The sequence below is a fragment of the Kribbella sp. NBC_00482 genome, assembly GCF_036013725.1.
GTDB lineage: Bacteria > Actinomycetota > Actinomycetes > Propionibacteriales > Kribbellaceae > Kribbella.
Genome location: NZ_CP107881.1, coordinates 7,739,412 through 7,762,091, shown reverse-complemented (window position 1 = coordinate 7,762,091; position 22,680 = coordinate 7,739,412). Strand labels below are relative to the sequence as shown.

The following is a 22,680-nucleotide window of genomic DNA, read 5'->3' as shown; positions in this document are numbered from 1 at the left end:
GGTGTGCTCCTGGAGGGGGCGGGCAGGAGAGATTGCGGCGAGCGTACAAACGTCTACAAATTCGTGCAATAACTTGACTGTTTCGAACTCTTGACGGCTTCTCTGCGTGAACTTAGTTTGTTGGATCAACAGACAAAATCGGGAGGGGTGCCCAGATGACGCTGGCCGACGGCCGTCGCCCGGGGAGCCGGGGCGTTGCCGCCGACCACGTGTCGCTCCGGCGTAACAACCTCTCGGTGGTACTGCGGCACGTCCGCGACCTGGGCCCCCTGTCCCGGGCCCGGATCGCGGAGGAGACCGGCCTGAACAAGGCGACCGTCAGCAGCCTGGTCGCCGAACTCGTCGAACGCGGTCTGCTCCGCGAAGGCCTGGCCGACTCCAGTCGCGCCCTCGGCCGCCCGGGGCAACTCGTCGAACTCGACGGCAGCGGCGTCTGCGGCGTCGGCGCGGAGATCAACGTCGATTACCTTGCGGTCGCGGCCCTCGACCTGGCCGGCGACGTGGTGCTCGAGAAGCGAGTACCTGTTGACGTCGCACACCTTGAGCCAGGTACGACACTCGGCCGCTTGGCCGGCCTTGTGCAGGAGGCTGTGGCGGCGGTGGAAAGACGAAAGGGGCAGCTGGCCGGGGTCACGCTCGCTGTGCCTGGGCTCGTGCAAGTCGAGACGGGTGAGTTGAAGTTGGCGCCCAACCTGGGATGGGGCGAGCTGTCCGTCGCGAAGGAGATGCGCACGCGGCTGGGTGAGCCGACGTACCCGTTGCATGTGGACAACGAGGCGAACCTGGCGGCCCTGGCGGCGTACGCCGAACTACGTGGTGCCGAAGGCGAATCAATGCACGACCTCGTGCTGCTGACCGGTGCGGTTGGTGTCGGCGGCGGTGTGGTGGCCGGCGGGCATCTGATGCGCGGCGGGCACGGATACAGCGGCGAGGTGGGCCACATGCCGGTCGCCCCGCCCGGGAGGACCTGCGGCTGCGGGCGGACCGGGTGCTGGGAGACGGTCGTCGGGCTGACCGCACTGTTGCACAAGGCAACGGACAGGGACGACCCGGTGCGGGACCCGTCGCTGGACGTGGAGCAACGGCTGGCCGGGATCACCCGGCGGGCCGAAGCGGGGGACGCGCGGACGCTGTCTGCATTGAAGGACGTCGGTACTTGGCTGGGGATTGGGGGAGCGATCCTGGTGAACATCCTGAACCCGGACGTGCTCGTGCTGGGCGGCTACTTCGCCGTCCTCGGGCCGTGGCTGAAAGAACCACTGGAGAAGGCGATCCAGGAGCGGGTGATCGCACCGGACGGCGGCGGCTGCCGGGTCGTCCGATCGGAGCTCGGTTTCGCGGCGGCCGTCCGCGGCGGCGCGCAGATCTCGCTCGACCAGGTCTTCGTCGACCCGACACGGATCGGGGCCGCGTCATGACGGATCTGCTGAACATGATGGGGATCGTCAAGGAGTTCCCCGGCGTACGGGCGCTCGACGGTGTGGACCTCGACGTACGGGCCGGTGAGGTGCACTGCCTGCTCGGGCAGAACGGCGCAGGGAAGTCCACACTGATCCGCGTGCTGACCGGCGCGCACCAGCCGGACGCGGGCATGATCCGGATCAACGACGAGCCGGTGCAGCTGAACAGTCCGACCGCGGCGATCCAGCGCGGTATCGCGGCGATCTACCAGGAGCTCGACCTGGTGCCGGACCTGACCGTAGCCGAGAACATCTTCCTCGGCCACGAACCGTCCCGCTACGGCTTCAGCCGGACCCACGAGGCGAACACGAAGGCACGCTCGATCCTGCAGGGCCTCGGACACCCCGAGATCCCCACGCACCGGACGGTCGGTTCGCTGCCGGCTGCCGGTCAACAGGTCGTGAGCATGGCGAGAGCGCTCTCCCGTGACGCTCGGCTGATCGTCATGGACGAGCCGTCCGCGGTACTCGATCCAGAAGAGGTCAGCAACCTGTTCCGGGTGATCCGCGGCCTCACCGATAGCGGTGTCGCCGTCGTCTACATCTCGCACCGGCTCGAGGAGATCCGGGAGATCGGCGACCGGGTCACGGTGCTCAAGGACGGCGCGACCGTGGCGACCGGCCTCGACGCCCGCGAGACGCCGACCAAGGAACTCATCCAGTTGATGACCGGGCGCTCGATCGAGTACGTGTTCCCGCCCCGCAACGAGATCCCGGACTCCGCACCAGTAGTCCTCGAGGTCGTCGATCTGAGCCGGCCGGGAGAGTTCGCCGGGATCGGCTTCGACGTTCGTGCCGGCGAGATCCTCGGCTTCGCCGGACTGGTCGGCTCCGGGCGTTCCGAAGTACTGGAGACGCTGTACGGCGCGCGACGCGCGGCGACCGGATTCGTCCGGGTCGACGGTGCCGTACTGCGGCCTGGCCGCGTGCAGGATGCGGTGAAGGCCGGTGTCGGACTCGCACCGGAAGAACGGAAGAGTCAGGCGCTGCTGCTCGACGAGGCCGTGTTCAAGAACATCACGGTGTCGACGCTGGGACGGTTCGCGAGTAGCGGATTCCTGAACAGCCGGGCCGAACGGGAGGCGGCCGGGAAGTTGGCCCTGGCGCTGGATGTGCGTCCTCCGGGTGTGGATCAGCCGGTGCGCAACCTGTCGGGTGGCAATCAGCAGAAGGTGGTGCTCGCGCGCTGGCTGCTGCGGGACTGCCGGGTGCTGCTGCTCGACGAGCCGACGAGAGGTGTCGACGTCGGGGCGCGTTCGGAGATCTACGCGCTGATTCGGGAGCTGGCGTCCAACGGGGTCGCGATCGTGCTGGTCTCCAGCGAAGTTCCGGAAGTGCTCGGTCTGTCCGACCGGGTCGTCGTACTGCGGGAGGGGCGAGCCGTCCACACGGGGCCCGCGCAAGAGATCGACGAGCATCAGGTCCTGGACCTGGTGATGGAAGGAAGTGCGAGGTGATGAGTGAGGACATCACGACACCATCAAAGCAGGATACGGTCACCCAGCCGGCGAGGCCACGGTCGTCGACTGACCTGCTGAGGTCGGGCTTCGGCCGCAACCTCGGGCTCGTCGTCGCGCTGGTGCTGCTGTGCATCGTCGGCGTGGCGACCGCGGGCGACACGTTCGCGACCGGTGCGAACGTGCTGACGATCCTGCGGCTGGCCGCGGTCATCGGGGTGGTCAGCGTCGGGATGACGTTCGTCATCACCGGCGGCGGGATCGACCTGAGCGTCGGCGCGATGGTCGCGCTGTCGTCGGTCTGGGCGACCACGCTGGCGACCCAGCAGCTGGCCGCCGACTACCACTGGATCTTCATGGTCAGTACGGCGCTCGTGGTCGGGGCCGCGTGCGGTCTGGTGAACGGCCTGCTGGTTGCCTACGGCAAGATCGTGCCGTTCGTCGCGACGCTGGCGATGCTGGCGTCGGCGCGTGGTCTGGCCGAGATCATCTCGGACCGGAAGACCCAGATCATCACGGTCAGCTCGTTCGCCGACTTCTTCGGCGGCTCGCTGATCGGCGTACCGGTGCTGATCTGGATCTTCCTGCTGGTCGCCGCGGCCGGCTGGGTGGTGCTGAACCGGACCACCTTCGGCCGCCGGACCTTCGCCGTCGGCGGGAACGCCGAAGCGGCCCGCCTGGCGGGTATCAAGGTGCAGCGGCACACCGTGGCGCTGTACGTCCTGGCCGGGCTGTGCTGCGGGATCGCCGCGGTGATGCTGATGGCGCGGACGACGACGGGGAGCGCGACCCACGGTCAGTTGTACGAACTCGATGCGATCGCGGCGGTGGTGATCGGCGGCACGTTGCTGTCCGGCGGCCGCGGCACGATCGTCGGCACCGTGTTCGGCGTACTGATCTTCACGACGTTGAACAACGTCTTCACCCTCAACAACCTGAGCATCTCCGCCCAGTCGGTGGCGAAGGGCGCGATCATCGTGGTCGCCGTCCTCCTCCAGCAACGGCTGGCGCGTCGTAGCACCGGCACCTAGAGGAGGACAAAGATGTCCCGAAGTTCCGCCAGAACACTCGTGATCGCAGGGCTGGGTGTGCTCGCACTCGCCGCCTGCACGAGCAACACACCCAAGGCCGAGGAGGACAAGGCCGGACCGGTCGAACAGGCCGCGGTCAAGAACGACGAGCCCGGCAAGAAGGTCAAGATCGGGTTCTCCGCACCGGCCGCCGACCACGGCTGGATGGGGGCCATCACCAAGGCCACCCAGGCCGAGGCGAAGAAGTACTCCGACGTCGAGCTGATCGTCGCCGAAGGCACCAACGACGTGAACCTGCAGATCAGCCAGGTCGAGACGTTCATCAACCAGAAGGTCGACGCGATCGTCCTGCTGCCGTTCGACGGGGCCGCGCTCACCCCGGTCGCGACGAAGGCGATGCAGGCCGGCATCACGGTCGTGAACGTGGACCGCGAGTTCGACAGTTCGTTCGCCGCCCGTACGACGGTGCTCGGCGACAACCACGGGATGGGCGTGTCGGCCGGCACGTACGTCTGCCAGCAACTGAAGGACAAGAAGGACGCGGTGGTCGCGGAGATCGCCGGGATCGACTCGCTGCCGTTGACTCAGGACCGCAGCAAGGGCTTCAAGGAGGCGCTCGCCGACTGCGGTCTGAAGGTGAGCAACCGGGTGGCGGCCAAGTTCACGGTCGAGTCCGGTGAGGAGGCCGCGACCAACCTGTTGCAGGCGGCGCCGAAGCTCGACGCGATCTGGAACCACGACGACGACCAGGGCGTCGGCGTGATGGCCGCGATCAAGAACTCCGGCCGTAAGGAGTTCTTCGTGGTCGGCGGGGCCGGTTCGGCGAACGTGATGCGGGACATCAAGTCCGGCAACTCGTTGCTCAAGGCCACCGTCATCTACCCGTCCACGCAAGGCGCCGACGGCGTCCGGCTGGCGCGGCTGCTGGTGCAGAAGAAGGCCCTCGGCGACCTGGTGGAGGTCGAGGTGCCGCGCACCGTGCAGCTGTACGCGCCGGTGGTGACCAAGGACAACGTGGACCAGTACTTACCTACTGCATTTGAGAGCTGATTGGAGAGTTATGAGTGACCTGGGCATCGGCCTGATCGGCTACGCGTTCATGGGGGCGGCCCATTCGCAGGCCTGGCGGAGCGCGCCGCGCTTCTTCGACCTGCCGCTGGATCCGCAGCTGAACGTGCTCTGCGGCCGCAACGCCGAGGCTGTTCGGGTGGCCGCCACGAAACTCGGCTGGAAGGAGACCGAGACCGACTGGCGCAAGCTGCTCGGTCGCGACGACGTCCAGCTGGTCGACGTGTGCACGCCGGGCGACAGTCACGCCGAGATCGCGATCGCAGCCCTGGAGGCCGGCAAGCACGTCCTGTGCGAGAAGCCGCTGGCCAACACCGTCGAGGAGGCCGAGGCGATGACCGCGGCCGCCGAGAAGGCCAAGGCCCAGGGGATCAGGTCGATGGTCGGGTTCACCTATCGCCGGGTGCCGGCCATCGGGCTGGCCCGCCGGCTCGTCGCCGACGGCAAGATCGGCACGATCCGGCACATCCGGGCGCAGTACCTCCAGGACTGGATCGCCGATCCGGAGGCGCCGCTGTCGTGGCGGCTGGACAAGGAGAAGGCCGGCTCGGGTGCGCTCGGCGATATCGGCGCGCACATCGTCGACCTCACGCAGTACATCACCGGCGACACGATCGGTGAGGTGAGTGCGCGGCTCGAGACCTTCGTGAAGGAGCGACCTGTCGCCGCGGAGCACTCGGGTCTGGCCGGTACGGCGGGAGTCGAACGGGGACCGGTCACCGTCGACGACGCGGCGGTGTTCCTGGCCACGTTCCGTTCCGGCGCACTCGGGGTCTTCGAGGCCACGAGGTTCGCGACCGGTCGGAAGAACGCCATCAGGATCGAGATCAACGGAAGCCTCGGCAGTCTGGCGTTCGACTTCGAGGACATGAATCTCCTGCACTACTACGACGCCACCGAAGACTCGAGGACGGCAGGTTTCCGCCGCATCCTCGCCACCGAACCCGACCACCCGTACGTCGCGGCATGGTGGCCACCTGGCCACCTGCTCGGCTACGAGCACGGGTTCACCCATCAGGTCGTCGACCTGGTCACCGCGATCGCCGAAGGCGCCGATCCGGAACCGTCGTTCGCCGACGGGCTGCGAGTCCAGCGTGTGCTGGCCGCGGTCGAGGCCAGCTCGGCATCCCGACAATGGCAGGAGATTCCTGAATGAATGACTACACCCCGACCAAGGACGACAAGTTCTCCTTCGGTCTGTGGACCGTCGGCTGGGAAGGCGTCGACGTCTTCGGTACGGCGGTTCGCCCGAAGATGGACCCGGTGCACGCGGTCGAGAAGCTCGCGGAACTGGGCGCCGCGGCGGTCACGTTCCACGACGACGACGTCGTACCCGACGACTCCACCCGCGGACAGGTGCTGGAGCGGTTCTCCAAGGCGCTGGCCGAGAACGGCATGGCCGTCGAGATGATGACCACGAACCTGTTCAGCCACCCGGTGTTCAAGGACGGCGGCCTGACCGCCAACGATCGCCAGGTACGGCGGTACGCGCTGGCGAAGGTGCTGCGCAACGTCGACCTCGCGGCCGAGCTGGGCGCGACGACGTACGTGCTGTGGGGCGGTCGTGAAGGCGCCGAGTCCGGCGGCTCGAAGGATGTGCGGGCCGCACTGGATCGGTACAAGGAGTCGATGGACATCCTGTGCGCGTACGTGCGCGAGCAGGGCTACGACATCCGGTTCGCGATCGAGCCGAAGCCGAACGAGCCGCGCGGTGACATCCTGCTGCCGTCGATCGGGCATGCGATTGCCTTCATCAACGATCTCGCCGACCCCGAACTGGTCGGGATCAACCCCGAGGTCGGGCACGAGCAGATGGCGTCGCTGAACTACGCGCACGGCATCGCACAGGCGTTGTGGCACGGGAAGCTGTACCACATCGACCTCAACGGGCAGCACGGTCCGCGGTTCGACCAGGACCTGCGGTTCGGCGCCGGGAACTTGCGCGAGGCCTTCTGGACCGTCGACGTACTGCAGGGAGCCGGGAGCTACCCGGCGTACGACGGGCACATCCACTTCGACTACAAGCCGCCGCGCACCGAGGACGAGGAAGGCGTCTGGGAGACCGCGCGTGGCTGCATGCGGAACTACCTGATCCTGCGCGACAAGGTGCAGGCGTTCCGCGCTGACCCTGAAGTGGTCGACGCATTGGCTGCGGCGCGCGTCGCGGAGCTTTCCGCGCCCACGTTGGGCCAAGGAGAGTCACTGGACGACCTCCGCAACGCGACGTACGACCGGGATGCGCTGGCCGAGCGCGGTCTCGGGTTCGAAAGGCTGGACCAGCTGGCGATGGAGCACCTGCTCGGCGTCCGCTGATCTAGCCGGCAGTACTCCCGCGCAGGGCAGAGCACGGGACTTGTAGTGGAGCGCGCGCCCTTATCCGACCCATGAGGAGCTCCGCATGATCCAGCTACGCAGGCACGGCACTTTGGTGTGTGCTCTCGTGCTCGCCCTGTTCGCGGCACTGTTGTCACCGTTACCCGCCCGGGCCCATCCCGGGCATGGTGACGAGACCTTCAACGCCCTGATCTTCAGCAAGACCGCCGGTTTCCGGCACGACGCGATCCCGGCCGGCATCCAGGCGATCAAGGACCTGGCTACTGAGAACGGCTTCACGGTCACCGCGACCGAGGACGCCACGATGTTCAACGACACCGAACTGGCGAAGTACGAGGTCGTCATTTGGTTGTCCACGACCGGCGACGTCCTGAACGCGGACCAGCAGGCCGCGTTCGAGCGCTACATCCGAGGCGGTGGCGGGTACGCCGGAATTCACGCGGCGTCCGACACGGAGTACGACTGGCCCTGGTACGGGCAGCTCGTCGGCAGCTACTTCGACAGCCACCCCGCTGGTACGCCGACCGCGACTGTGAAGGTGGAGGACCACGCGCACCCATCGACAGCCGATGCTCCGACGCTGTGGCAGCGCACTGACGAGTGGTACAACTACCGGACCAATCCGCGCGGCACCGTTCATGTGCTCGCGTCGCTCGACGAGTCGTCGTACAGCGGGGGCAACATGGGCCCCGAGCACCCGATCACGTGGTGCCAGGACTACGACGGCGGCCGCGCCTGGTACACGGGCATGGGGCACACGATCGAGTCGTACGCCGATCCGACGTTCCGCAAGCAACTGCTCGGCGGCATCAAGACCGCGGCCGGTGTGCAGCCGGCGGACTGCGGCGCGTCGCTGAGCGACAGCTACGAGAAGGTGGCGCTGGACGACGACACGTCGAACCCGATGGAGTTGTCGATCGCCGACGACGGCCGGGTCTTCTACATCGACCGGAACGGCGCGGTGAAGATCGTCAGGACCGACGGCTCGGTCGTCACCGCCGGGACGCTGAACGTCTACACCGGCCAGGAGTTCGGGCTCCTCGGACTGGCTCTGGATCCCGGGTTCGCGTCGAACGGGTTCATCTACCTGTACTACTCGCCGGTGAGTGCGGAGCCGTTCGACCGGGTCTCGCGGTTCAAGGTGACTGGTGACACCCTTGACCTCGCGAGCGAGCAGCAGGTTCTGCGGATCGACACGCAGCGCGACCAGTGCTGTCACGCCGGCGGCGCGCTCGAGTTCGATGGCAACGGCAACCTCTATATCGCGACCGGCGACAACAGCAATCCCTTCGACTCCGACGGCTACTCGCCGATCGACGAGCGGACCGCCCGGTCCGCGTGGGACTCGCAGCGGTCGGCGGCCAACAGCAATGTGCTGAACGGCAAGGTGCTCCGCATCCATCCCGAGGCCGATGGCACCTACACCGTACCGGCAGGCAACCTGTTCCCTCCCGGTACGGCGAAGACGCGGCCCGAGATCTACGCGATGGGCTTCCGCAACCCGTTCCGGATCGGGATCGACCCGACCACCAACCACCTGTTCGTCGCTGACTACGGGCCCGATGCCGGCGCGGTCTCGCCGACGCGCGGACCGGACGGCCGGGTCGAGTGGAACATCCTGTCCACGCCGGGCTTCTACGGCTGGCCGTACTGCGTTGGCGCGAACACGCCGTACAACAACTACGACTTCGCGACCAGCACCTCGGGGCCGACGTTCGACTGCAACGCACCGGTCAACGAGTCGCCGAACAACACCGGCCTCACCCAACTGCCTGCGGCGATCCCTGCGACGATGTGGCAGGGGAAGTCGACAACCGGCGTACCCGAGATCGGTGGCAGCGGTGCCCCGATGACGAGTGGGGCTTACAAGTTCGACGCCGCGAACCCCTCGGACCGGAAGTGGCCGGAGTACTTCGACGGCAAGGCGGTCTGGGCGGACTGGAACGACAGCCGGCTGTTCTCCGTGCAGCTGAACGACGACCGCAGCGGCGTCGCGGACGTGTCGCGGATGCTGCAGAAGATGAACTTCATCCGGCCGCACGCACTACAGTTCGGGCCGGACGGCGCGCTGTACGTGATCGAGTGGGGGAGCGGGTTCGGCGGCAACAACGCCGACTCGGGCGTGTACCGGATCGACTACGTGCAAGGGAATCGGGCGCCGATCGCGCAGTTCGCGACCGACAAGACATCCGGTCCGGTGCCGTTGACCGTCGCGTTCGACTCGACCGGGTCGCGCGATCCGGACGGGCAACCCGTGACCCTGGCGTGGGACTTCGACGGCAACGGTACGACGGACAGCGTCGACGCCAAGCCGACGTACACCTATGCCACGGCCGGAGTCTTCACGGCGAGGCTGACGGTGAGTGATCCGGACGGCCGTACGGCGGTGTCGAACCGGACGATCACGGCCGGGAACACCGCGCCGACGATCACCGTGGAAGCGCCGCTCGACGGAGGTTTCTTCGACTTCGGCGACACGATCCACTACAAGGTGACGGTCACCGACCCCGAGGACGGGACGGTCGACTGCAACGACGTCATCACCCAGCCCGCGCTCGGGCATGACCAGCACGCGCACGATTACGAGCAGTACCACGGTTGCGAAGGCACGTTCCCGCTGCCAGGCGACCAGGGGCACGTCGGGGCGAACATCTTCGGCATCGTCAAGGTGACCTACACCGACAAGGGCGCGCCCGGGACCGGCAGGATCACCACGCAGAAGATCGTCCAGCTCCAGCCCAAGGTGCGGGAAGCGGAGTTCTTCAGCGAGACCGGGGGACCCGGATCGGCGCCCGGCGTACAGGTCGAGGACACCGGTGACACCGCGGGCGGTGGGAAGAACATCGGGTTCATCGAGGACGGTGACTGGTGGGGCTGGAAACCGACCAACCTGACCAACATCGACGAGATCCAGCTCCGGGCCGCGTCACCCGACGCGGGGGCGACAGTTCAGGTTCGCCAGGGTTCGCCGACTGACGGCCCGGTGGTGGCGACCATCCAGGTGTCGCCGACCGGCGGGTGGCAGACGTACGGCGACTTCACCGGCGCGGTCAGCGGCGCGTCGCTCGACAGCGGGCCGTTGTACTTCGTGAAGACGACCGGGCAACTGAACGTCAACTGGGTCAAGTTCATCGGCAAGGGCGTCACCGAGAACCAGCGCCCCACGGTCACCGTCACGGCTTCGGCCACCCAGGGCAAGGCACCGCTGGCCGTCGACTTCACGGCGGCTGCCACTGACCCCGAGGGCGACCTCCCGCTCACCTACGCGTGGAGCTTCGGAGACGGAGGGACTGCCACCGGCCCCACCGCCTCCCATACCTTCACTGTTCCGGGCAAACACACCGTGACGGCGACCGTGGCCGATTCGCGGGGTGCCACTGGAACAGCAAAGGTGGATGTGACAGTCGATGCGCCCTCGGCCCCGACCTGTCTGACCGGCCGTTCCGACGGTTTCGACGGTGCGACGCTGGACACCGCCCGCTGGTCATCGGTTGTCCGAGGCAACCAAGAACTGTCCGTCGGGGACGGCGCGTTGTCGATCCCGTTGACAGCAACGGATATCTACGGCACTGGCAACACCGGGACACCGAACATCGTCCTGCAGCCGTTGCCCGCGGGTGCCTGGTCGGCGACTGCGAAGGTGACGTTGCCGGCGCGGTTGGCGTACCAGCAGGCCGGGCTGATCGTGTACGGCGACGACGACAACTACGCGAAGATGGTTGTCCAAGGCCGGTCGACCACGACGTCCGCCGCTGACCGGATCTTCCAGTTCATCCGCGAAGAGGGCGGCGCACCGAACGAGGTGGCCGCGTCGAACACGGCGAACCTCGGCGCCACCTACCCGGACACGGTCTGGGTGCGGTTCACGTCGGACGGCGCGAACCTGAAGGCGGCGTACAGCCCAGACGGCGCGACGTTCACCGAGATGCCGGAGACCAAGCAGCTCGCCGGGATCACGAATCCACGGATCGGACTGTTCGGTCTCGCGAACCGGACCGAGGCGCTGCCGATCGCGGCGTCGTTCGACTACTTCTCGATCACGCCCGACGACACCGCCGAGCAGCCCGCACCGGACGACGAGTTCGCCGGTACGACGCTCGACGCGTGCCGCTGGACGGACGTCGTACGGCCCGATCCAGCCGCCTACCGGGTGACCGGCGGCGGCCTGGAGATCGACACGAGCGGGGGAGACATCTACGGCGGTACGGCGACTAACCCGCGCAACCTGATGCTCCAGCCGGCACCGGACGGCGACTGGACGATCGAGACCAAGGTGGACGGGTCGACGTTCGACGAGGCGTACCAGCAGGCTGGTCTGCTGGTCTACGCCGACGACGCGAACTACGTGAAACTCGACTACCTGACGACGAACGCCGCCGGATCGACGGTTGCCCGCGGCATCGAGCTCCGCAGTGAAGTGGCCGACGTCGTGCAGTCGCCGCAGCCGAACGCGCCCAGTCCTGTGCAGGGCGTTTGGTATCTCCGCCTCGCGAAGGCGGGTTCGACCTTCATCGGGTCGTACAGCTCGGATGGTTTGGCCTGGTCGGCCCTCCCGTCCGTGACGAACACTGCGCTAGGTTCGGCGAAGTTCGGTGTGTACGCGTTCGGGGTGGATCAGGCGGCATCGAAGACCGCGAAGTTCGAGTACTTCAAGCTGGTCCGCGACACGGTGGCGCCCGCGGTCAGCCTGACGCTCAACCCGTCGACGCCGTCGGGCCTGGCGGGATGGTGGACAGGTCCGGTCACGACGACGGCGATGGGTACGGACGACCAGCCGGGTCAGGTGTACCTGGAGCAGAAGGTTGGCGAGGGCAACTGGTCGGAGTACACCGCACCTGTGACGCTGACCGCTGACGGTACGCACACCCTCGCGGTCCGGGGGAGTGACACCGCCGGGAACGTGTCGGAGCCCTCGTCGGTCACGGTGAAGATCGATCAGACACCACCTACGACGACGGTGAGCGGGGTGTCGAGCGGCGGGTCTCTGGGCGTCGCCTCCACGGCGTCGGTGAAGGCGACCGTCGGAGACGCGTTGTCCGGCCCCGGCGACGTCGTGCTCACCGTCGACGGGAAGCCGGCCGGCGCCACGGTGGACGGTCTTGTGCTGGGGCTCGGCCCGCATACGATCACCGCGACCGCGAAGGACGTCGCCGGGAACACCTCGGTGACGAGCGTTCCGTTCACGGTCGTCGCGTCGTACGGCGAGGCGGTCAAGCTGGTCGACCGCTACCGCGCCGCCGGAAAGGTGCCGCTGGCAACTGCCACGGTGCTGAAGGCGCACCTCAGAACCGCCGAACGTGCTGCGGGTCGTCACCAGACCGTGCCCGCGAGGATCGCGCTCACGTTGTTCCTGGCCACGGTCCGCACGGTCGCCGACGTACCGGCGCGGACCTTGCTGACCGCGGTGGGGCAGGACCTGAAGGCACGGCTCGGCTGATGACGTCGCCGTGGGTACTCGCCGCCGTACACCTGCCGCCGCCCCGGCTGGTTCGGCCCCAGGCGGGCGACGGCACAGCGAGACCCACGGTGACAGTCCCCGGCGGCGGACAAGCGCTCCGGACGCCGCCGGGGACACCCCTGCAGTAGCACCCGACAAGGAGAAGCACATGGCTCGACCGATCACGCTGTTCACCGGCCAGTGGGCCGACCTGCCGTTCGAGGAGGTGGCCCGGCTGGCGTCCTCGTGGGGTTACGAGGGGCTGGAGATCGCCTGCTGGGGCGACCATCTCGACGTACGACGTGCCGCCGAGGACCCGGCGTACGTCCGGGACCGGCTCGACATCCTGGACAAGCACAACCTGAAGGTGTGGACGATCTCCAACCACCTGCTCGGGCAGGCGGTCTGCGACGACCCGATCGACCAGCGGCACCAGGCGATCCTGCCCGCGCACATCTGGGGCGACGGCGATCCGGAAGGTGTCCGGCAGCGGGCGGCCGAGGAGATGAAGACGACCGCGCGGGCGGCACGGGCACTCGGTGTGGACGTGGTGGTCGGGTTCACCGGGTCGTCGATCTGGAAGACGGTCGCGATGTTCCCGCCGGTGCCGCCGGCGATGATCGAGGCCGGGTACCGGGACTTCGCCGACCGGTGGAACCCGATCCTCGACGTCTTCGATGAGGTGGCTGTGCGCTTTGCCCATGAGGTGCACCCGTCGGAGATCGCGTACGACTACTGGTCGACGACCGCGACGCTGGAGGCGATCGGGCACCGGGAGGCGTTCGGGCTCAACTGGGACCCGTCGCACTTCGTCTGGCAGGACCTGGACCCGGTCGGGTTCCTGTGGGACTTCAAGGACCGGATCTACCACGTCGACTGCAAGGACGCGAAGCGCCAGGTCGGCAACGGGCGCAACGGCCGGATGGGTTCGCACCTCGCCTGGGGCGACCCGCGCCGCGGCTGGGACTTCGTCTCGACCGGGCACGGCGACGTCCCGTGGGAGGCGTGTTTCCGGATGCTCAACTCGATCGGGTACGACGGCCCGATCTCGGTCGAGTGGGAAGACGCCGGCATGGACCGCCTGGTCGGCGCCGCCGAAGCCCTGCAGTTCGTCCGCTCCCTCGCCTTCGACCCACCGACCGCGTCGTTCGACGCCGCCTTCTCGTCGTAGGAGGTTACGCTCGAATACATGAGTTGGCCGGTGGCGCCGGGGTTGCCGCGGCCGCGGATCCTGCGGCAGCGGTGGCTGGATCTGACCTTTGTGCATTGGGCTTTCGCGCCGGCGGACGTCGCGCACTTCTTCCCGCCAGGGACCAGGCCGGACACCTTCGAGGGACGCACGTACGTCGGCCTGGTCCCGTTCCGGATGGTCGACACCGGACTCCCGCACGGCCCGTCCGTTCCGTACCTCGGATCGTTCCTGGAGACGAACATCCGGCTGTACTCCGTGGACGAGACGGGCCGGCGTGGTGTCGTGTTCCTGAGCCTCGACGCGAACCGGCTCGCTGTGGTGGCAACCGCGCGCACGGTCTTCGGGCTCCCGTATCGCTGGGCGCGGATGTGCCACGAACGGCACGCCAATCACCACACGTACGCGTCGACCGTTCGCCAGTCCGGTGCGCAGGCACTCGTCGGCGTCGAGATGGGGGAGCGGCTGCCGGCCGGGCCGTTGGAGGACTTCCTCACCGCACGATGGGGCCTGCACGTCCACCGTGCTGGTCGTACCTGGTACCTGCCGAACGATCACCCTCCCTGGATCCTTCACTCCGCAACCCTTACGGCGTTGGATGTCGACGGGCTGTTGAGGTCCGTGGGTCTGTTACCGCCTGACCGCCCGCCGGACCACGTCGCGTTCAGCGCCGGCGTTCCCGCGGAGTTCGGCGTACCGCTCAGGCGATGAGCTCGGCGGTCTCCTGGATGATGAACGGGATGCCCAGCTGGCGGGCCCATCGGTTGACCTCGGTCGCGAGAGCTCGTGAGCCCGCTGCGTCACCCTCGTCGCGGAGCAGGACCGCGAGCATGGCTTGCTGAGCGAGGGTGGGGCGCAGGTACCCGGCGTTCTGGAGGAGCTCGGTCGACCGCTCCCACTGCGTCCGCGCGAGCGCCAGGTCACCGGCCGCGTGGGCGTGGTATCCGAGATGCCTTAGGGCCATGGCGATGAGCCACTCGTCGTCGCACTTCTCGCCCAGCTCCAACGCGGTCTGGTAGTACTCGATCGCCTCCGCGGGCTGCTCGTACACGTTGTCGGCCATCGCGCCTGCCCAGAGGTTCGCCGTGCCGCGTCGACCGTCGTCGGGAGCCTCCTCGATGAGCGTGAGAACGCGCTCTCTCAGGTTCTTGCCGCCGGACCGGAACAGTGCGCTCGCATAATCCTGGCGGAACTTGAGGATCGCGAGATCCCACGAATCGCCGGGCACGGCGGCTAGTGCGGCCTCGAGTGTGGCGGCTGCGTGGTTGGTCTGTTGCCCGAAATCGTGGTCGACGGCAACCTCGGCGCGGGCCAGCGCGAGCAGCGCGCGCTCGGCGGGATCGTCGGTCGTGGTGGCGGTCAGGAGGTCGGTCGCGGCGGCCCACTGGCCGGCGCGCATCAGGTGGGTGGCGGCGGTGACGACCTCGATGGCTGCGAGTTGGCTCATGCTCACCACAGTATTTCGACGTCGAAATATTTGACAACTAACCTTCACCGGCTGAAAAGTTAGCCGGGTGAAAGACTTCGTGGACGCACATGTCGACCTCTGGGCCGGGGAGCTCGACGACCTCGATCGGGACGTCGAAGGCATCACGGTCCGCCTCCAGGTGCTGACGCGGTACCTCGAACGCCGACGAGAAGCCGTGCTGGCGGCGTACGGGCTGCAACTGTGGGAGTTCAAGACGCTCCACATGCTGCGCCGCGGAGGTACGCCGTACCGCGCGACGCCTGGCGAACTGGCTCGCCAGCTCGGCATGTCGCCGGCCGCGCTGACCAATCGGCTGGATGCGCTCGAGAGCCGCGGGTACGTCGAACGCACGCACGACCGCGACGACCGCCGCAAGGTCTTCGCGACGCTGACACGCTCGGGGAGCGCTCTCTGGGAGCGCGGGATCGGCGACATCCTGCGGGTCGAGGAGGAACTGATCCATCACCTGCCCGCAGCGGACCGGACCCGCCTCGACAGCCTGCTCCGGCGCCTCGTGCTCATCACCGAGAAAGATTCCTAGCTGCCGCATGTCGAGTTCGGTCGATCGGATCCGACGTCCCCGTGTAAGCACCGAGAGACCGGAGGACGGACCGATGGAACCGCTGAACCTGATGGTGTCACTGAGCCACTACGCCAACGCCGAGCGTCAGAACAAGCACGGCCTCAGCGAGCCCGCCGGGCGTGGCCGTCGTACCGAGCAGAAGGCGCGGAAGCTCTCAGCAGGACGAAATGTGCGGCGGATCTGGGCCAGTCGTGTCAGAGTCACCCAGTGACTGATGCCTTGAAGAACGACCTGCTCGCGGCGTACGACGACCAGCTGCGGGGGACCAGTGAGACCGCGGACGTGCCGACGAGCACCGACGGGCCGGTGATCCGGGTCGAGTACCCGAGCCGCGGCTTCGTGAGTTACCGCTCTCTCGACGGTCTCGACGGCGCGGAGATCGACGCGCTGATCGCCCGGCAACGCGACTACTTCGCCGCCAAGGGACAGGCCGTCGAGTGGAAGCTGCGCGGTCACGACCTGCCGGCCGACCTCCCGGACCGGCTGAAGGCCGCCGGGTTCGAGCCCGAGGAGCAGGAGACCGTACTCGTCGCCGAGAGCGCCGCCGTCGCGGAAAAGTTGCAGGGCCGCGATGCGGTCGACGGCATCACGATCCGGCTGGTGAGCGAGCGCGCTGACTTCGAGCGCATCGCCGCGATGGAGTCGACGGTCTGGGGCGAGGACTGGTCCTGGCTGACCGACGACCTGGTACGCCGGCACGCGGGCGGCACCGACGTCTACGTCGCCGAGACCGACGGCCAGGTGGTCTCTGCCGCGTGGGCCGTCTACAAGAAGGGCACCGAGTTCACCGGTCTGTGGGGCGGATCGACGCTCGCCGAGTGGCGCGGCAAGGGCATCTACAAGGCGCTGGTCGCAGTCCGCGCGGCGCGGGCGGTCGACCTCGGCTACAAGTACCTCCACGTCGACGCCTCCGACGACAGCTCCCCGATCCTCCAACGCCTCGGCTTCCTCGCAGTCACCACCACAACGCCGTACGTCCACACCCCGGCCTAGCCCCAACACTCGGCTACGGTGACGCGCATGCCGACGCCGCCACAGCATGCTCTCGACCGGACGAGTCGCCGCCTGATTCTGCGCGACCACGTCGGGAACGCCGACATACGCGCTTTCGTCGAGGCCGCCGGCTGGACCTTGGTGGGTGAGATCGAGCGCGATCCCGAGCACGGGATCGGGTACGAGGCCAAGTGGTCGACCGCCGACGGCGACGCGCACTACGTGGTGGACGAGTTCGCCGAGGTCTTCTATCTGCTGGCACCGGACGCAGCGCACGCGTCGATCGAGAACGCGCTCTCCGTGTGGACCCTCGACGAGATGATCGAGGACTGCTACGTCCACGTCTATCCGGCCGGCTGGGCGAAGTCGACACTGCGGCTCGGAGCCGGCGCGCCTGTCGTGGCCGACGAGCGGGTGGTGGACCACTTGGTGTACTCGGCGAAGTATGCCGAAGTCCCTGTACGGCGGGCTGCGCTGTGGGCCATGGTCTACACGGCGTGGCCGGAGTTCACCGAGGCGGTGACAGCGTTGGCACGCGACGAGGACCCGGTACTGGCGCGCGAGGCTCAGGCCGCGAGTGAGTTGCTGGGGGCGGCTCAGGCCGGTGGGCGGTAGAGCGCGTAGTGCATCGGGCCGTTGTGGGGGAGTTCGAGTTCGGCGATGACTGTGAAGCCCAGTGACTCGTAGAAGCTGATGTTTGCCGGGTCCTGGGTTTCTACGAACGCGGGGGAGTGCTCGGCGTCCGCGGTCGCCAGCCCAGGGGTGATAACCGCGCGGCCGAGTCCCTGGCGCTGGTGGTCGGGGTCGACGGCGGCGAGTGCGAGGAGCCAGACGGGATCGCGAGGATGGAAGAGCGCGATCGCCTGGCCGTACTCCGCCGTCAACGGCCCCTGGGATCCGGCGAGCTCCTGAAACGCGGCCGCGTGCGGCGCGAACGCATCGGCCGGCAGATCGGGCGGGAGCCAGACGGCGACCGCACTCACGTCGTCGGTGACCCAGACGCGACCGTGCGGCAGCCCGATACCGCTGACGAACAAGCGGTGGTACTCCGTGAGGCGCTCAAGATAACCGTCCGGGTCGAAGCACGCGCGGCTCATCGGGTAGTCGGCCAAGGCGCGGGTCAGGGTGGTGACGGCGGCGTCGACATCCGAAATGGTTGCCTCGCGCACCTTCATGTGCGGAGCGCCTCGAGGATCAGGTCGGCGACGGCGCGCATGCCGGCCGCGTTGGGATGGTACGAGACATGGCCGCCCAGATAGGACGGCCGCAGCGTGAACCCGGTGGTCCACGGCTCGGCCGATCCGATCGCGTGCTCCCGGCTCGCCGCCGACGCCGCCACCAACTCGGCCCCGGACGCGGCGGCCGCCTTGGCGAACGCAGCCGCGAGACCGTCGGCCATGAGCGCGATGCTCGGCAGCTGTTCCTCGTTCAGCGGTACGTCGAGGCGCGGCCGGGTCGCCGGCCCGACCAGGCTCAGATAGTCGACCAGCAGGATCCGCGCCTCCGGAGAGCGCTCTCTGGCTCTCTCGACCACCGTGGTCAGCGAATCCGTGACGGTCTGGTACGCCGCCTCGTCCTTGAGGTAGCTGACCCGCGCGCGGATCCGGTTCGCCACCCGGCGGCCGAGGATCGACGCCGGTTTCGCGACCGTGTTCAGGAAACTCCCGCGGAGGAACGTCCCGACGTACTCGAGATCGTTGCCGCCGACCGTGATCGTCACGAGAGCGGTCTCTGGGGTGAGCGCGTCGAGCTGCGGCGGCGCCTCGTCCTGCGGGGTGTCGAGCACGTGCGCGGTGGTCGCGCCGGAGTACGAGACGTCGACGAGGTCGAGGCCGAGCTCGGTCGCGACGAGCTGCGCGTAGTTGTTGCCCGAGCGGCCCGCGGGCGGGTGCACGATCGGGCGGATCCCCGGTCCGGCCGCGAACGAGCTGCCGAGTGCGACGTACCGACTGCCGGAAGCGATCACCGCACCACGATAGATGACCTGCCACGATGAGCCGACAGTTCTGCCGAACACTCGTGGCAATCAGCCCGACCCGGGATCGCACGCCAGGTAGCAGCGGGCCGGAACCCGGCATTACCTGTCCCCAGCCACCAGCACCTGTCCCCACACCCCGCCGTCGCCCCAACGGCCAGCCACCACCCCTCGCCCCGCCGGTCAGCCGCCCGTCCCGAAGACGACGGGTTATCCCCTCGAGTTGGGGGTTCTCTACTGGTACACGAGGGGAGAACCCTGCACGCGAGGGGATAACCCCGGTTGTGCTGGCAGTGCTTGGGGCGGCCGCGACGGGGCGGGGTCGGTTCGGCTGTCGCGCGGACCGCCTGCCGTGGACAGCCTTGTCCGGGCGCCGAGTCGTGGCGTTTGGTTGGCCGCCGGGACGTCGAGTCGTGGATCGAGGTTGCGGTGGGCGCCGAAATCCACGACTCGAGGAAACGCGGGTACCTGCGGCGCGGTGATAGGGGATCGGCTTGGGCAGAAGCGGGTGGCCGTGGGTGCGTCATACTGCCCCGGTGACTGGCGATGTGTTTGGTAGTGCGGGGATCCGCGAGCGGGTGCTGGCCGGGTGGGCGGCGGCGCCTGTGCGGTTCCGGGAGGATGCGAACGCCGAGGAGGAGCTTGCGCTCGGCGGGTACGTCGACCGGCTCGTGATCGAGCTCGCCCAGAACGCCGCCGACGCAGCCACCCGCGCGGGCACCCCGGGCCACGTCCTGTACGAATTCCGCGCCAACACCCTCGTAGTAGCCAACACCGGCACCCCGCTCGACGCAGAGGGCGTGGAGTCACTAGCCACCCTCCGGGCCTCAGCCAAACGCGAGAGCCCTCGCCACGACCAACAGACCGCAGACGCACAGCCCAGCGACCGCGCGACGCCGGGTGATGCGGACGGCGGTCACGGTGGTTGGGACGGCGCGTCCGATGGTGGGGGCGGTGGTGTGGGTGGGCCCGGTGGTGGGATGGGTTCCTCGGTGGGGCGGTTCGGGGTGGGGTTCTCGGCTGTTCTTTCAGTGACGGATGAGCCTGTTGTGTTGTCGCGGAGTGGGGGTGTGCGGTTCTCGAAGGCTGATACTGCTGGGGCGATCGCTGACCTTGGGAATGCGGCGCTGGATACCGAGTTGCGGCGTCGTGATGGGCAGGTGCCGGTGCTGCGGTTGCCGTTTGCGACGGAAGGGGAACCGCCCGCCGGGTACGACACCGCGGTCATCCTCCCGCTCCGCGACGAGGCCGCCGCGGATCTCGTCCGCCGCCTGCTCACCGAAGCCGACGACGCGCTCCTCCTCGCGCTCCCCGGCCTCGAACGTATCGAGATCGAAACCGACGACACCCACCGGATCCTCGAGAACGCCGCCGACCGCTGGCACATCCACCGCGCCGCCGGCACCTTCACCACGGCCGAACGCGAACACCTCCTCGCGGACCGCCCCACCGAGGAACGCACCCGCCCAACCTGGTCAGTCGTCTGGGCCCTGCCCCGAACCCAGTCGCCCACCGAAGCGCCGTCGACCCAGCTCGCACCACAAGCCCAGCAGCAGGACCTTCCGCGTGTCGTCCACGCACCCACCCCCACCGACGAACCCTTCTCCCTCCCCGCGTTGCTCCTGGCAACTTTCCCGCTCGACTCCACCCGCCGCCACGTGGCGAAGGGACCGCTGACAGATCGACTGGTCCAGGAAGCAGCGACGTCGTACGCCGAACTGCTGCGCCAGCGCGCCGACAACCGAGCCGACGTACTACCGCTCGTCCCAACCGGCCTAGCAGCAGGCGCCCTCGATCGCATGCTCCGCGACGAGATCCTCCGCGTACTCCCAACCATCCCCATCCTCCCCGCAGTAGACGGCACCATCCTGCGACCGAGCGAGGCAGTCGTCGTGGACGGTGCCGACGAAGCGTTCAACGAGGTACTGGCACCACTCGTGCCAGGGCTGATTCACGCCCGCCGCGAGGACCGCCTCGCGCTCGACGCCCTGCAGGTACGACGCATCGAGCTGGCCGAGGTGGTGGATCAGCTCGGGGGAGAGGAACCGCCCAGCTGGTGGCGCCCGCTCTACGCCTCGCTCTCGACCATGGTGACCGACCCGTTGATCCGCGAATCGTTAGGCACCCTCCCGGTTCCGCTGGCCGACGGCCGGCTGGTCCGCGGGGCCCGCGGTCTCCTCCTGCCGGGACCCGAGATCCCGGTCGAATCCCTCGTCGCGTTCGGTGAGTACGGCGTACGCGTCGTACATCCGGATGCCGTCGACCCCGTCCTCGAACGACTCGCCGCGATCCCCGCCACCCCACGCTCGCTCCTCGAGGACGGCGCCGTCCGTGCCGCGGTCCAGCATTCCGCGGACGCCGACGACCCGGACGCGATCGCGCACGCCGTCCTCAGCCTGGTCGCCGCCGACCCAACGCAGGCCGACGGCCTGTGGTGGCTCTCAGACCTCGTACTTCGCGACGCGGACGGCGATCTCGTTCCCGCGAACGCCCTGGTCGTCGACGGTTCCGGCGCGCAAGCGGTGCTCGACGCCGACGAGGTTGCACCCCTCGCCGCGGAGGTCCTCGACCGCTACGGTCTGCCCGCGCTGGAAGCCGTCGGCGTCCTCGCCTCACTCGGCGTCGTCAGCGCGTCCGACGTCGCGCTCGACCGCCTCCCCGAAGCCCTCCAGGACCTCGACGGCATCGAGGACTGGGCATACGACGTCGCACCCGACGGATCCCGGTACGGCGCAGGAGTCGGCGAGCTCGAAGCGATCCGCGACCTCGACTGGATCACCGACGACAACTGGCCGAAAGCCCTTGAATTATTGGGTTCTGAGCCCGAACTGCGCCGCGCGCTCGTCACCCAGGTCCGCGTCGTCGGCCCGGACGACCGGCCGCTCGGCGTACCGTCGTACGCGGCCTGGTGGATCCGTGAACACGTCCTGCTCGACGACGGTCAGCCGCTCGCCGGACGCGCGGATCCCGACGCCGAACCGGTACTGGCGACGTTCCTGGACGAAGCGCCCGCTTGGACGGCTGGACTTGATCCCGAGGTCCGTACGGCGGTCGGCCTGGTCCGCGACGTCGGCGACCTCGACGCGGACGGCATCGGTCTCGTCCTCGACCGGCTGGCCGATCCCGAGCGTGACGTCGACGAGGCGTCGATCCTGCGGCTGTGGAACCGGCTCGGGACGATGGCGCTGTTCCCAGGCGCCGCGCCGACCCAGGTCCGCGTGCTCGACACCGACGGTGCCACCCGGGTGACCGACGCGGAGGGCGCGGTCGTGGTCGACGGGCCGATGTGGGTGCAGCGCGAGGACCTCGGCGGGTTCGTGATCGGGTCCGGCGCGGCGGCGGACGGGCTCAGCGACCTCTTCGACGTACCGCTCGCCCAAGAAGTTGCTGAGGGCAAGATCGACGGCGAGGGTACGGCGGCCGAGGTGCCGGCGATCGTCCGCGAACTCGTGCCCGAGGTCCCGGCGACCTGGTGGGAGCACGAGGAGCTGACCGTCGACGGCGTCGAGGTCTCGTGGTGGGTGGACGCCGACGGCGCCCCGCACGCGGCGACGTTCGACGGGCTGGCGAAGGCGCTCGCGTGGGCCGCCGGGCGATGGGACCAGCGGCATGTGATCCGTGCGGTTCTCAACGAACCGGACCGTTCCGTGGAACTTCTGGTCGACGCCGTCTACGACTGACCGGT

17 protein-coding genes are annotated in these 22,680 nt (G+C 68.3%); 14 read left to right on the top strand and 3 right to left on the bottom strand.

Features of this window, described 5'->3' with window-relative positions; all coding sequences use genetic code 11:
- The first annotated feature begins 155 nt into the window (after positions 1–155).
- From OHB24_RS37440 to OHB24_RS37400, 9 genes are all read left to right on the top strand, one after another.
- Entirely contained in the window at positions 156–1,418 is a 1,263-nt protein-coding gene (locus OHB24_RS37440) for an ROK family transcriptional regulator (protein ID WP_327635663.1), read from the top strand.
- Complete coding sequence (locus OHB24_RS37435) at positions 1,415–2,917, top strand: sugar ABC transporter ATP-binding protein (protein WP_327635662.1); 1,503 nt, start codon at positions 1,415–1,417, stop codon at positions 2,915–2,917. Before OHB24_RS37440 ends, OHB24_RS37435 begins: the two co-directional genes overlap by 4 nt.
- Positions 2,917–3,948, top strand: a complete 1,032-nt coding sequence (locus OHB24_RS37430) for an ABC transporter permease (RefSeq protein WP_327635661.1) — start codon at positions 2,917–2,919, stop codon at positions 3,946–3,948. Before OHB24_RS37435 ends, OHB24_RS37430 begins: the two co-directional genes overlap by 1 nt.
- A 12-nt stretch (positions 3,949–3,960) precedes the next feature.
- Positions 3,961–4,998 (top strand): substrate-binding domain-containing protein, encoded by a 1,038-nt coding sequence (locus tag OHB24_RS37425; protein ID WP_327635660.1) that lies wholly within the window; start codon positions 3,961–3,963, stop codon positions 4,996–4,998.
- 10 nt (positions 4,999–5,008) lie between these two features.
- Positions 5,009–6,172, top strand: a complete 1,164-nt coding sequence (locus OHB24_RS37420; protein ID WP_327635659.1) for a Gfo/Idh/MocA family protein — start codon at positions 5,009–5,011, stop codon at positions 6,170–6,172.
- Positions 6,169–7,329 carry a xylose isomerase gene (xylA, locus tag OHB24_RS37415; RefSeq protein WP_327635658.1) on the top strand — a complete coding sequence of 387 codons (1,161 nt, stop codon included), beginning with the start codon at positions 6,169–6,171 and terminating at the stop codon, positions 7,327–7,329. Before OHB24_RS37420 ends, xylA begins: the two co-directional genes overlap by 4 nt.
- Before the next feature lie 85 nt (positions 7,330–7,414).
- A complete protein-coding gene (locus OHB24_RS37410; protein ID WP_327635657.1) occupies positions 7,415–12,787 on the top strand; it encodes a ThuA domain-containing protein in 5,373 nt (1,790 codons plus the stop codon).
- 169 nt (positions 12,788–12,956) lie between these two features.
- Positions 12,957–13,958 (top strand): sugar phosphate isomerase/epimerase family protein, encoded by a 1,002-nt coding sequence (locus OHB24_RS37405; RefSeq protein WP_327635656.1) that lies wholly within the window; start codon positions 12,957–12,959, stop codon positions 13,956–13,958.
- An 18-nt stretch (positions 13,959–13,976) separates the two neighbouring features.
- Complete coding sequence (locus OHB24_RS37400; protein ID WP_327635655.1) at positions 13,977–14,687, top strand: YqjF family protein; 711 nt, start codon at positions 13,977–13,979, stop codon at positions 14,685–14,687.
- Here OHB24_RS37400 and OHB24_RS37395 read toward each other — a convergent pair.
- On the bottom strand, positions 14,677–15,423 hold the full coding sequence (locus OHB24_RS37395) for a hypothetical protein (protein WP_327635654.1): 747 nt from the start codon (positions 15,421–15,423) through the stop codon (positions 14,677–14,679). The two genes, OHB24_RS37400 and OHB24_RS37395, sit on opposite strands and share 11 nt — an antisense overlap.
- Positions 15,424–15,490: 67 nt before the next feature.
- Here OHB24_RS37395 and OHB24_RS37390 point away from each other — a divergent pair, with 67 nt between their 5' ends.
- The 4 genes from OHB24_RS37390 (at position 15,491) to OHB24_RS37375 (ending at position 17,635) form a co-directional block, all read left to right on the top strand.
- The gene (locus tag OHB24_RS37390) at positions 15,491–15,985 is read left to right on the top strand and encodes a MarR family winged helix-turn-helix transcriptional regulator (protein WP_327635653.1); all 495 of its coding nucleotides are present in this window, start codon (positions 15,491–15,493) and stop codon (positions 15,983–15,985) included.
- 73 nt (positions 15,986–16,058) lie between these two features.
- Positions 16,059–16,238: a hypothetical protein gene (locus tag OHB24_RS37385; protein WP_327635652.1), complete on the top strand. Its 180-nt coding sequence runs from the start codon at positions 16,059–16,061 to the stop codon at positions 16,236–16,238.
- Positions 16,235–17,020: a GNAT family N-acetyltransferase gene (locus OHB24_RS37380; protein ID WP_327635651.1), complete on the top strand. Its 786-nt coding sequence runs from the start codon at positions 16,235–16,237 to the stop codon at positions 17,018–17,020. The genes OHB24_RS37385 and OHB24_RS37380 overlap by 4 nt, the downstream gene beginning before the upstream one ends.
- 27 nt (positions 17,021–17,047) lie before the next feature.
- Complete coding sequence (locus OHB24_RS37375) at positions 17,048–17,635, top strand: hypothetical protein (protein ID WP_327635650.1); 588 nt, start codon at positions 17,048–17,050, stop codon at positions 17,633–17,635.
- Here OHB24_RS37375 and OHB24_RS37370 read toward each other — a convergent pair.
- Together OHB24_RS37370 and OHB24_RS37365 are read right to left on the bottom strand one after the other, a co-directional pair.
- On the bottom strand, positions 17,617–18,195 hold the full coding sequence (locus OHB24_RS37370) for a GNAT family N-acetyltransferase (protein ID WP_327635649.1): 579 nt from the start codon (positions 18,193–18,195) through the stop codon (positions 17,617–17,619). The genes OHB24_RS37375 and OHB24_RS37370 overlap by 19 nt on opposite strands.
- Complete coding sequence (locus OHB24_RS37365) at positions 18,192–18,986, bottom strand: SGNH/GDSL hydrolase family protein (protein WP_327635648.1); 795 nt, start codon at positions 18,984–18,986, stop codon at positions 18,192–18,194. Before OHB24_RS37365 ends, OHB24_RS37370 begins: the two co-directional genes overlap by 4 nt.
- Before the next feature lie 545 nt (positions 18,987–19,531).
- On the opposite strand from OHB24_RS37365, the gene OHB24_RS37360 reads away from it, so the two are divergent.
- Entirely contained in the window at positions 19,532–22,675 is a 3,144-nt protein-coding gene (locus OHB24_RS37360) for a hypothetical protein (RefSeq protein WP_327635647.1), read from the top strand.
- Positions 22,676–22,680 lie beyond the last annotated feature (5 nt).